At 37.9% G+C, this 12,160-nt stretch carries 13 protein-coding genes; 2 read left to right on the top strand and 11 right to left on the bottom strand.

Annotated features, from left to right (window positions below; all coding sequences use genetic code 11):
* Positions 1–249 precede the first annotated feature (249 nt).
* Together ACIQ7N_RS07805 and ACIQ7N_RS07800 are read left to right on the top strand one after the other, a co-directional pair.
* Entirely contained in the window at positions 250–1,602 is a 1,353-nt protein-coding gene (locus ACIQ7N_RS07805) for a hypothetical protein (RefSeq protein ID WP_402931266.1), read from the top strand.
* Between the two features lie 252 nt (positions 1,603–1,854).
* Positions 1,855–2,469, top strand: a complete 615-nt coding sequence (locus ACIQ7N_RS07800) for an exosporium glycoprotein BclB-related protein (protein ID WP_402931265.1) — start codon at positions 1,855–1,857, stop codon at positions 2,467–2,469.
* A 142-nt stretch (positions 2,470–2,611) separates the two neighbouring features.
* On the opposite strand, the gene ACIQ7N_RS07795 is transcribed toward ACIQ7N_RS07800, so the two are convergent.
* The 11 genes from ACIQ7N_RS07795 to ACIQ7N_RS07745 all read right to left on the bottom strand — a co-directional run bounded on the left by ACIQ7N_RS07795 (position 2,612) and on the right by ACIQ7N_RS07745 (position 11,772).
* Complete coding sequence (locus tag ACIQ7N_RS07795; RefSeq protein ID WP_402931263.1) at positions 2,612–3,124, bottom strand: YfiT family bacillithiol transferase; 513 nt, start codon at positions 3,122–3,124, stop codon at positions 2,612–2,614.
* A gap of 150 nt (positions 3,125–3,274) precedes the next feature.
* The gene (locus ACIQ7N_RS07790; RefSeq protein WP_402931262.1) at positions 3,275–3,757 is read right to left on the bottom strand and encodes a hypothetical protein; all 483 of its coding nucleotides are present in this window, start codon (positions 3,755–3,757) and stop codon (positions 3,275–3,277) included.
* Positions 3,758–3,847: 90 nt separating this feature from the next.
* Entirely contained in the window at positions 3,848–4,492 is a 645-nt protein-coding gene (locus ACIQ7N_RS07785) for a hypothetical protein (protein ID WP_402931261.1), read from the bottom strand.
* A 374-nt stretch (positions 4,493–4,866) separates the two neighbouring features.
* Complete coding sequence (locus tag ACIQ7N_RS07780; RefSeq protein WP_402931260.1) at positions 4,867–5,640, bottom strand: alpha/beta hydrolase; 774 nt, start codon at positions 5,638–5,640, stop codon at positions 4,867–4,869.
* A complete protein-coding gene (locus tag ACIQ7N_RS07775; RefSeq protein WP_142508619.1) occupies positions 5,637–6,437 on the bottom strand; it encodes an ABC transporter ATP-binding protein in 801 nt (266 codons plus the stop codon). Before ACIQ7N_RS07775 ends, ACIQ7N_RS07780 begins: the two co-directional genes overlap by 4 nt.
* Before the next feature lie 11 nt (positions 6,438–6,448).
* Positions 6,449–7,450, bottom strand: coding sequence for a FecCD family ABC transporter permease (locus tag ACIQ7N_RS07770; protein ID WP_483869814.1), 1,002 nt, complete (start codon positions 7,448–7,450; stop codon positions 6,449–6,451).
* A gap of 22 nt (positions 7,451–7,472) precedes the next feature.
* Positions 7,473–8,480 carry a FecCD family ABC transporter permease gene (locus tag ACIQ7N_RS07765; RefSeq protein WP_402931258.1) on the bottom strand — a complete coding sequence of 336 codons (1,008 nt, stop codon included), beginning with the start codon at positions 8,478–8,480 and terminating at the stop codon, positions 7,473–7,475.
* 253 nt (positions 8,481–8,733) lie between these two features.
* Positions 8,734–9,711, bottom strand: coding sequence for an ABC transporter substrate-binding protein (locus tag ACIQ7N_RS07760; protein ID WP_132361347.1), 978 nt, complete (start codon positions 9,709–9,711; stop codon positions 8,734–8,736).
* Positions 9,712–9,931: 220 nt separating this feature from the next.
* On the bottom strand, positions 9,932–10,762 hold the full coding sequence (locus ACIQ7N_RS07755) for a helix-turn-helix domain-containing protein (protein WP_132361345.1): 831 nt from the start codon (positions 10,760–10,762) through the stop codon (positions 9,932–9,934).
* Between the two features lie 10 nt (positions 10,763–10,772).
* Positions 10,773–11,237, bottom strand: coding sequence for a DinB family protein (locus ACIQ7N_RS07750; protein WP_402931257.1), 465 nt, complete (start codon positions 11,235–11,237; stop codon positions 10,773–10,775).
* A gap of 25 nt (positions 11,238–11,262) precedes the next feature.
* Positions 11,263–11,772, bottom strand: a complete 510-nt coding sequence (locus tag ACIQ7N_RS07745; RefSeq protein ID WP_402931256.1) for a nucleotidyltransferase family protein — start codon at positions 11,770–11,772, stop codon at positions 11,263–11,265.
* Between the last annotated feature and the right edge of the window lie 388 nt (positions 11,773–12,160).

Genomic DNA, 12,160 nt, shown 5'->3' with positions numbered 1-12,160 from the left:
AACCCGCCGAAAAGTAACTTAAATCAGCAATGTATCTCCTATAAAGGCGGGAGTCTTCTGTAACTGGTGCTTTACTTTCGTTACGAAAAATAATTGCAAGTTAAAATACTAAAGTATCAGTATGTATCGTCTTTGCTTATACCGCCCTTTCTTAAGAAGAAACCAAAATGTTTGAAAGGACCGGTATATTTGTAACAGAAAGTAAACATTTTTAATAAAATATAAATGGACTGAAAGGGGTGAAATGCAATGGAAGATTCAAAATTGTACTCCACTCAAGGCATTGAACAATTGAAGCAAAAAATAGAAGCCTACAAGGATACATTAACTTCATTAAAAATGGGAAATTCAATTGAAGATTACCTATTTATGAAAATGGATTTTGATGAAATTAAAACGCAAATGGCACTGTTAGAAGAGCTAAACGAAACAATAGATGATAAGCAAAAAAATTCCCAAATCAGAGGCTATGAGGAGCAGATAAAACTTCTATCAGCACAAATTGAGTCTTTGAATCAAACAATTGAAGAAATGAACCGAGATATACTAAAGGTTTTAAACAAATTACTTACGATTGAAAATACCGAAGCTCCAACCACTCCACCTAAAACTGAAAAAATATCTAATTTCTTTGCTAACGGTGCTCAGAGGGGGGATTCGATCATTACACAGACAACAAGCCCGTCGGCGAATACATCTAAACAGCCCTCTTATAAAATGCTACAAAATCTGGCAGGTAAAGCAACAAATACGCAATTAGATGGAAACAATGGTACGCCTTCTACTCGCAACGGAAATCAAAAAGATGTACCCGAGGAACGCCATTTTAATCAACAATACTTTCAATCAATAAATACTCATCCAAGCCAAATATATAATGGCTTATATAGAAATACGAACACTGAATCGACCTTCCATTTTAAGCACGCTACGAACATACAGGAAATTCCAATTAGTATCAATGGACCTGCCTTAGCGCCTGACGATGCCTCAACTCCCGAGAATTACAGAAAAAAAAATACTGCAGTCACTGTGGCTGAAATGAACGCTGCCATAACGAATGAGCCAAGCAATCTTCAGGTACTTGAAACTGTTATTGAGCCTGTCATTCCAGAAGCAGCCGAAAATGTTATTGAGCCTGTTATTCCAGAAGCTGAAAACGTTATTGAGCCTGTCGTTCCAGAAGGAGCCGAAAACGTTATTGAGCCTGTCGTTCCAGAGGTTGCCGAAAACGTTATTGAGCTTGTCGTTCCAGAAGTAGCCGAAAACGTTATTGAGCCTGTTATTCCGGAAGTAGCCGAAAATGTTATTGTGCCTGTTAATCCGGAAACGGCTGAAAATGTTAATGACTTTGTCATTTCGGAAGCGACTGAAATGGTTAGTGCGCCTGTCATTCTGGAAACAGATAAAGTGATGAACGAGCAAGTGGACGCAAATAAATCACCTATTTTAAAAGGTGATGAATGTGAAAGTCTTGAACCTACATTAGGGGAAGTATATGAAACCCATACACAAATTGAAGAGGTAAACGAATCACCTGAGGAAAACCAGAAAAAAGAGAAGGGTTCTTTGTTTTTCAATTTCTTTCGAAAATGGAGTTAGTTTAAAGTTGCTGTGTACACAGCTTAGGATCAATCTAGATATTTGTCCAATACGTATGAAAATACATATTGGACTTTTTTGTTTAATTAACCAAATAAGCAGAAGGTCAATTTCATTATAGAATACTTGTCATTAACAAAAAAACCTCTAAAAAAGCCTCCATAATTTCCACATATAAAAACTACAATACGGATATTTGCCCTAACCCTATAATCTTAGCTGAATAGAATAATGAAGAAAGGGGGTGTAAAAATGTGTACGAATTGTATGAATTCAGCGTGCGGCGGCTGCGCAAATCAAAATAATCAGTGTACTGCACTTGGTCCTTTTGAAGCTATTGAAGCTGCATGTATTACGACTCCACCAGCAACAGGCTCGATCATCCCATTCGCATCAGGAACAGTTCCTGTTATTTTAACATCAGTTCTTGGTGGCGCGATCGGTACAGTTAGTCTTGTAGGGTTCGGTACGTCTATTCCAGGGGTAACTCTTACTGGTACAAATATAGATTTAACTGCCGCTACAGGAACAGAAGCCTTTTCAGTTCCACGTGCTGGTACTATTACATCTATTTCTGCATCATTGTCTGCAACAGTTGCTGTAACCCTTACAGGAACAGCAACAGTCAGAGCACAAATTTACCGCGCGGTTGCGGGAAGTAATGTTTTCAGCCCTACAACAGCATTTGTTGATTTAGCACCAGCTCTCTCAACTATAGCAGTAGGTACTATTACATTTGGTACTGCAAACGTTGCACCAGTGCCAGTAGCTGCTGGTGATCGCTTATTAATGGTGTTCTCCATTACTTCCTCAGGGATTGTTGCTACTGTTACTGGTAACGCAAGTGCAGGAATTAATATTGTATAAAAAATTATGTTCGTAAGTTAGATAAAGCTACTAAACAGTATCATTATCCGTGTAACATACGATATTAACTTGAAACCAATTTCAAAAGTAGGCGATTTTCTTCAAGATCTGGAAATCGCCTATTTTCACTTTGGAAAATTCTTTATTTAGCTAAAGCTATCTGAATATGAACAAGATGATGTTTTCCATGCCAGGCATATAAGGCTACAGCTTTTTCAAGTGTCATTAATCCTAAATCAGGATGATTAAATGCTCGTTGTAATTGCTCTACGGTTAAGTTTGTTAGCAAATAAACCCAGCGTTCATGTAAGCTCTCAATCATTTTATAAGATGTTGAGGCGGGCATTTCCGAATCCGGAAGCTGTGCCCAATCCACTTCGTTATAAGGTTTAATTGTCGGAATATCCTCCGTCAAAGCTAGCTTAAAACGGATGTAGCTATTCATATGACTATCTGCAATATGGTGGACAAGCTGCGTAACAGTCCAAGCATTTTCTCGGTAGGATTTCGCTAATGCTTGCTCACTGGCTCCACTAAGTGCCTCTGCTAGTTGTTTCGGTAATAGACGAATATCCTCCACCCATTCCTGTACCTGCTGTGCTGTAACTACTTCCGGAAATTGAAATTGTCCAATTGGATATCGTAAATCGGTCATAATAACTATCCTCCATTTCTATTTTCTTACTTTTTATTTTACCAATTTTATAATTTTGTCGCTATTCGCCTTAATTGTTCTAAGCAAAACCCTCATTTTATAAGTATTTCAACTTACAAAACGAGGGTCATTATGTGAAATATTCACTCTCTATTCATGTATATCGTAAATTAACGTATCAAAATAACTTTCATTTACATACAGTAAAATTGCCCATTCCCCCGGTTTTGGGATTTTTACACTTGATGGTCTATGGGCATCTGCACCATTTACAGGACCACCAAGCCCTATAGTCCAGCCATCTACTAAGATAGGGTACACTGTTTTTGAATCTTTATGATATCCGACAATTGTTAACTTGGTATCACGACTTTCTGCAATTCCCCAAAGATGCCACATCCATTTTTGAGTGTTTAAACTCGGCATATTGGCCCCGATAACACCTGATTTATCCTCATTACCAATAATACCTCTCTCTCCAAACTCTACAGCCTTTTTGTCCCAATCAATTGATTTGAAGTCACTTTCTTGCACAAAGTCAGGTAAATCCTTTGGCAGGGTAACCGCTTTCTCATGCCTTGTACAGCCTACCAACATTAACAACCCTGTTACCATAAGTATCCATCGCCTCATTACTACACTCCCTACAAGTCATAGTTATTTCATTAAACGAATGTATCGCGCAAATTGTTACAGAGTATTCAGATAATTTTATGCATTCTTTTATTCTATAGATCTCATCACAAATTTAACTAACGACTTTAGTGGATGAGTAATCGATAAAGCTGTCTCTTTTTCGAATTGCCGTGCAGCCTCAACCATTGAAAGCTGTGCAACTGAAATATACTGCTGTTCGCCTGCTACATCATGAAGGGCTTGTAAAATAGCATTATTATATGCATCCTTTTCCCCCTGAATAATCAGTTCAAACGTATTGTTGATAATTTTTATTTTAGTAGTAATGGATTTTTCATGTAGTAAAGCGTATTGTTGAAGTCTGTTCATCGTACCTTTAACGGTTTCAGAGTTTGTAAAAAGAATCGTTTGAGGATGTTTTTCTTCACATACTGTTTCAAAGAAGGGCTCATCTATTTTCATAATGGGAATAGAAAGCTCAAGCTGTTCTTTCTCTAACAATGCAATATAATTCGTGCACGTTATTAAAATAGCATCCATGTTACAGCTTTCCATCCATTCAAGTTGCTCTTTCACCTTAAAAGCTAACCCTTCAGTCCCTTTTGATACTTGCTGTATAAGACCTGGATCCACAAAATGTACTAGTTCTACTTTCTCAATGCTTTGAAATGCCTGTTCTATATACTCGATATTTGAATAATGTGCATGTAAACAGCCAAGCTTCTTCTTCAAGGCTAGCCCTCCTAATTAGTAAGCTGCTTTTCCATTGTCACTACAGAAATGAAAAACCGTTACGATTTTCTTCCTTGCTTTCTTTTGTAACACTATATCCCGATGAGTAATAATACTCAATATTTCTTGGCATATTCATACGGACTTTACATTCACTCATCCTTTTTCCTATCGAGCGTGCGAATTGTTGAGGCTCAGCTCAGCGGGGGTCAAGCGCTGAAAGAATTTGAAGGCGTGTAGCATAACGTTATGAATTACTGAAGCATCCTCTATTTGTGCTAAATTAATTGTTCATCTGCCAACACTCCCTTTTTATAATGAATTTTTAACCAAAAATAAACCGCATTACCATAAAATAATGCGGTCATTACTATTTATTTTTTGTTCATAAAACGTATTGCTCTACTCATAACAGTTGGGACGATGGAAGCATGATTTTCCTCCAACGCTTCATAGAAAGAGATATCCATGATTTTCTGTAATTCACTCGCGATTTGTTGTGCATCATCCACCATAAAGGTTTCAAGTTCCCCCACGCCAATGAATAATTTTTCATAAGCAAATGGACGCTCTTTTATAAATGTTGAGGCAAAATTGAATAGTTCATGCTCATTCCACCAAATAGAAGGGCTAATCGCTATATAACGTTGGAAGCTTGCTTGATGATGGAATAATTGCCAAAGTACATAGTAACCCGCTAATGAATGCCCAAACAGTGCTTCATGCTGCGTATTTACTGGGAATTTAGCCTGAATATTTGGCTTTAATTCCTCCTCTAAAAATCTACTAAAGTTCGCTGCTCCACCATGTTTCTCATAGCCATTACCTTTAAATCTTGCAGGATACGTATACGTTTCAGCTTGTCCTGTAAAATCATAAAATCTCCGTTCATGCATATCCGCACCATGCCCAATCCCTACAACAATAGTTGGAAAAACACCCGTTTTAGGTGCATTACGACTTTGTAGGCGGATCGCTTCCTTTACAAGATGGAAATAGGACGATCCATCTAATACGTATAAAACTGGAAAACCTCCTTGCGGTACTTCTCCATTCGGTACATAGATATTTACTGTATAAGTATAATCCGTAAATTTCGATACAATTTGCTGCGTCTCATAATCAAGTACTTTCTTTTCCTTCATCATTTATCGGTCTCCTTCATAACATCATAGCCATAACATACTGGTGTTTTCGTAACTGGATCTTGCATAATACGTGCATTAATATTGAATACGTTCCGCATAACATCTGCACATAAAATTTCCTCAGGCGTGCCAGTTTTCATTACAGCTCCCTGTCGCATTGCGATTAAATGATCGGAATATCGTGCCGCATGGTTAATATCGTGCAATACCATCACAATCGTACAACGATGCTGTTCGTTTAAGTCTTTGACAATTTCTAGCACTTCTAACTGATGCGCCATATCTAAATAAGTTGTCGGTTCATCTAATAACAAAATATTCGTTTCTTGGGCTAAGGCCATTGCAAGCCATACACGCTGGCGTTGCCCTCCAGAAAGCTGAGCAAGCTCTCGATTTCGATACTCCATCGTATTTGTCACATTTAAAGCCCATTCAATCATTTCTTCATCCTTGTTTGTTAGGCGATTAACATTGTTACGATGTGGATAACGACCGTAAGCAATAAGCTCCTCCACCTTTAACTGACCTGGGGCAATAGGCGTCTGGGACAAGATTGCTAGCTTTTTCGCAATATCCTTCGTCGATAAATTTTGCATATTTTGGTCCTGTAAATAAACCGTTCCTTGCTGCTTCTTTAATATACGACCAATTGTTTTTAATAATGTTGATTTCCCACATCCATTTGGGCCAATAATAGTCGTAACCTTTCCTTCTTCTATTGTTAAATTTAAGCCTTCAAACACCCGAACCTGCTCATAGCCAGAAGCCAAATTTTCCATTCTAAATGCAGTTTGCATACTATTTCCCCCTATGCCTTCGATTTCACTAGTAAATATAAGAAATATGGAATCCCGATAATCGAAACAACAATACCAACTGCCAGCTCAGACGGCGCAAACACTGTTTTCCCTATAAAGTCAGCAAAAATAAGCAATCCCGCACCTATTAATGCACTTACTGGCATGACATAACGATGTTGTATCCCAACAAGCTGTTTAGCAATATGTGGTGCCATTAATCCAATAAAACCGATACTACCTGACACCGATACGCAGGCACTGACTAAGCCGACGCTTGCCAATAACAGCTTCATCTTCTCTTTTTCTACCGCTATCCCTAAACTAGTAATACTGTCCTCTTCTAATTGAAAATAATCGAGCAAATATGATTTCCGATAAACATAAAAGCCTATTAAAATAAGCCATGGTAGCATAGTCACAACAAAAATCCAATTTGCATTATAAATAGAACCAGCCATCCAAACTGCAGCAGCTTCATAATCTTGAGCATTCATTTTCAATGATAAAAACAATGACAATGCCCCGAATCCACTATTAATCGCAATCCCTGTTAAAATTAGCCGTTGCATATCTAAATGACCGTTTTTCAGGGCAAACGTGTAAATTAACACAGCAGCCATCGCACCACCAACGAATCCAAAGATCGGCATCATCAAAATGGACAGCCAGCTACTCATATCTGCAGATGTGAGATGTAATTGAAAGAAAAACATAAAGATAACTACCGCTGCACCAGCACCAGCATTGATCCCTAAAATCCCAGGGTCTGCTAGGCCATTACGCGTAATACCTTGTAGCACAACCCCTGCCATCCCTAAACCAACACCTACTAGTGCTGCAATGACAATTCGTGGTAAACGAAATTCAAAAATGACAAGATCAAATTTTGGATTTGGTTCAATGCGCAGTAATGTTTTTAAGATATCCATCACCGACATATCAAAGACACCGTTTGTAAGATGGAGATAGCTGGCACCAAAAATAAATAACATGAGTATCGAAACAGTCATAACAAATACACTCGAGGTTTTTTTACGCACGTTTTTCACCTCCGTGTTTACGTACTAAATATAAGAAGAACGGGACACCAACAAATGCCGTTAATACACCGATTGGCGTTTCGAATGGGTAATTAACAAAGCGACTGAGTACATCACAAAGCGCTAAGAAAAATGCTCCTACTGCAGCTGCACACGGAATAATAAAACGGTAATCCACTCCAACAAGGAAACGTGTAATATGAGGAATGACTAATCCGACAAAGGCAATCTTTCCTACAAGTGCAACAGCCGTACCTGTTAAACAGACAACGGCTAGCATACTAATAATTTTCACGGCTTTTGTTTTTTGCCCAAGTCCAATAGCTATATCTTCTCCTAATGAAGTTATCGTAATGGCCTTAGCTGATACTAATGCAAGAACTAAACCGACTAGCCCAAATGGAATAGCTAGCATGAGCATATCCATATCCACCATATGTACCTTTGTGTTATACCAAACACTTACCGTTTGTGATACTTGGAAATACATCGCAATGGCTGTAGCAATACTGCTCAAAAACGTACCAATGACCGTTCCAATAATAGCGAGTCTTACTGGTGATAAACCATTTCGAATTAAAGAGCCAAAACCAAATACAATCCCAGCTCCTAATGCTGAACCGAACATTGAAAGTAATATCATTTGGTAATTAGGAAGCCCCGGGAAAAATACTATTGCTAACGTAATCATAAATGCAGAACCATCATTCACTCCCATTAGCGAAGGGGATGCTAAATAATTTCGTGTAATACCTTGCATTACTGCCCCTGCCACCGCTAAAAATGACCCAACTAGTAATACCGCGGCAATTCTAGGAATACGTCCTGTTCGTATAATTTGGTGGTCAACATTCGAAGGGTCAAATGCAGTAATCGCCTGCCATACCGTAATTGCACTAATGTCTTTTGTACCGTACATAATGGATACTAATGCCACAATTGCAATTAGGATTGGAGCAGCTGCTAGTATTGAAAATGCCATAATGTTTGTTTTTTTCAACTTCCACACCTTTTTCTATATCAATTATTCCACCGCATAATTGTAGCTGTCGCTACAGATAAACAATGCGTCCGGAGGCTTTGGCCCAACACGATGTTGGTCACTCAGGCATTTTCACAGGATGTGAAGTTTTAGCCTGAGTTCCTCTTTACAGCGGATGTTTGGACATCCGCTAAAAGAAGTTGAACTCTATCTTATAAAAGGCTGGTAATAGCCTGGTGATGCCACCAAATCTACTACCAGCCTCTTTATACTATTTAAGTAATTTTTCAGCTGCGATATCTAAGAATTTCACCTTAGACCATGCAGTACCACCTTGCGCTAAAGGTTCAATGGCATTTACGAAAACTTGATTATTTTGTGATGCCTTTAAGCTTGCAAAGATTGGATTCTTTTGTAACTCTTCTAATGCTTTTGGTGCGTCAGCATTTTCTGATTCCTCAAATTGAAGGAAAATAGCATCTGGATTAACCTCTGCTAATGTTTCAAGAGATAGTTCAGCCTGTGCCTTTGCAGTTTTTAAAACCTCTGGTATTGGAGCCCCTAAATCTTCATATAGCACAGGGTTTAAATAAACGCCGGCAGGATAGATATACATGATGCCACCACGTACTCGAATAACTAGAACTTGCTTGTCCGCTAATTGCTCTTTAGATTTCACTTGAGAATCAGCAACCTTCGCTTCATAATCAGCAATAATTTTTTTAGCCTCGTCTTCTTTACCTGTAAGCTGTGCAAGTAATGTTAAGTTCTCTTTCCAATTTGTAGAGACATGTGAATATGGAATCATCGTTTGAATTTTATTGAGCTTTTCAGCCATTTCCTTAGGATATTTTGTAGAACCTAAAATAACATCTGGATCAAGTTTAAGAATGGCTTCTGTATTCGGTGTCATTTTATCTCCAACAAGCTCAGCACCTTCTAAATCAGAAGCAAGATATGCTGGAATTTTCCCAGCGATATCAAGCACGCCAACAGGCTTGATACCAAGCATTGCCGCATCTTCCATAGACTCTAAGCTTGCAGCTACTATGTTTTTGACATCTGCGGCAATTTCGTATTTTTCACCTAAGTATGTAATCGTTTGTGTTTTCGCTTGATCTTGTGTTTCTGATGCACTAGTTTGTGCTGCATTATTTGTAGATGTAGATTCTTCTGCTTTATCCGTTCCACACGCAGCCAAGGATAGAGCTAATAGAGCAGGTGCACACATTTTAAAATATTTATTCATAGATTTTCTCTCCTAACGAACATAATTATATTGATAATGATAATCATTTTCATTTATAAGTCAATAGTATTGATCGTTTTAATTGATATTCATTATCATTTACGGATACTATCCTAACAAAGAGAAAACTAGTTGTGAATGGACGAATTCGCGAAGTACATGGACTTTTGCCGATTTGCGACCACAAAAAAAAGCCGCTTCTTGTTTAAGAAACAACTTTTTAGACGTATTTAGCTTCCCCCAGCATTGTTTTTCGATATGATGTCGGGGACATTCCAGTACATTTTTTAAATACTCGACTGAAATAAAAGCAATCTACATAACCTACACATTCTGCTATCTCTGCTACTGGAGAATCGTCATATTTCAGTAATTCCTTCGACCGTCGGATACGATATTCCGTTAAGTAGACGCTAGGCGTCATCCCTGTGTGCTGTTCAAACAGATAAGCAAATCTACGACGCTCCACGCCAAATTCTTCAGCAATTTTCGAAACAGAAAGTTGAGTAGCATAATTCTCATGTATATACTGTAAAGCTTGCTCCATCTGGTCACTTGCCGTATCGAGTATCTTCACTTTTGCCGATATAAGAATGGCTTCCAAAAGATTCATAAATAGAGTTTTTGCTTTGAATATTGACATATTATCTGGCATTGCTTGGCTTTCTATTAACTGCTGTACATAGTCAATAATTTTTGTATGACAGCCTGTATTAATTAAAAAGTGCTGAGCTGATAATGGATATTGCGGAATTTCTTCTGAGGGGATATGGTAATGAACAACTGCATACTCCCATCCTTTATCATCTGAAGCTTTAATTTCGATAGGCATTTGTGGTCCTGCATGTACGACCATTCCCGGCTCCATTGCATAAGGGACACCGTTAAAGCTAAATATAGCGCTACCTGCAAGTGGCACAACCAATCCACACTTCCCAGGGGCTGTTGTACGACCAATATCTATTTGGCCCGACTCCATTTTATTTGTAAAAACATCCGTAAAACTTACAGATGCATGTGCATAATAATCGATTAAATATTTGATATCCACTTTATACCCTCTACATTCTTAAGAACTTTCGAACTTGTGAAAAATGATGCAAATCATGATCTACTAAACTTGCAAAATAACTGGAAAGTGTTAATTCTGAATCACCTATTGTAAAAGGCTGTCGCCATTGCTCATCAACTATTTGATAAAGCTCGTCAATTAGCTGCTGTCTCTGTTTAATAAAATTGGCTATCGTTTCTTCTTTACTTTGTGCACGACTATCTTTTGCTGCACTAGTATTCATCTCTTCTACAGTCGGTCCTTTTGGTAAGCTTTCTCCTGTAAAAAGAAACGGTAGACGTTGTTTTACCACGAACTCATCCCATGGAGTAAGATGTCCAATTACCTCTGCCACCGTCCATTTTCCAGGAACTATAGACGTGCGCCATTGTTCTTCTGTTATGCTTGCTAAACTTTCGACAAACACGATAGCTTTTTCATAATGCGAGATTATTTGATGTTTATCGTGATACAAATTCCCTTAGCTCCTTCGCTTCATTTTAGTAGAAAATCTGTAGTTTCGGCCAAATTGATTTCCACTGTTTGTTATGAATTCTGCTTTTATAAACTTCATGCATCGGAGAGTCTTTTTGAAAATATTGTGTAGGAGCGACAGTTCCAGAAACTAAGTGTTTGATACCGTGTGGTGCAGCTATCTCAAGTATTCCATTCGTAAGTCTCACACCAATAGCTGTCGGGGTTTCTGGAAAATGTGCCATGCCATCTATAGATGACTGATAAGGTGTTCTATTATTTACTACATGCATCCTTGCTTGATTTTTCACTGACCAAGGCTCATTCGGTAAATACTTCGTCAATTCTTGTTCATGCTGCTTTTCATAGTTCTCGGAAAGATTTACTTTATCAAAATATAGCACATCAATATCGACTAATGGTGTTCTATCTTCTTTTTCATGCAAATAATCCCACACCTTTGATCGAATAAATCCTGCACATACCCATGAATCAGGTAATTGTAACTTTTCTACAGTTTTTAAAATGTTCATCATCCAGTTATCTGCTGCAATTAAGCTTTTTAGCTCTTGTTCTGTTTTTATCAGCTTCTTTCACCTCTGAATTCATAATTATTATGATTCTCAACCCATGTTCATATTTGGGGGGCAATACCCTTAGATGCTTCACGAAAATATCATGACCTGCATCAGCGATTGACCCAAACTATTTATAATTTCATAGGGGCGAAGCAAGGGCCAATTAGGAAAGATTGGCCCTTTAAGGGAACTGTATTTCAAGAAGTATTTATAGTGAAAAAAAATCAATTGTATTTTGTATAAATCACATTTGAATCAATTTCATAAATCACTTTTTTCAAGAGCTTAGACTGCTCCTATTAAGAAAATTTACGTTTTTAAAAATTATGCTGCTTGAGTTTGTGAT

The sequence above is a fragment of the Lysinibacillus sp. NPDC095746 genome, from assembly GCF_044763535.1.
In the GTDB taxonomy this organism is placed as follows: domain Bacteria; phylum Bacillota; class Bacilli; order Bacillales_A; family Planococcaceae; genus Lysinibacillus.
This window is presented reverse-complemented; position numbering and strand designations above follow the sequence as displayed.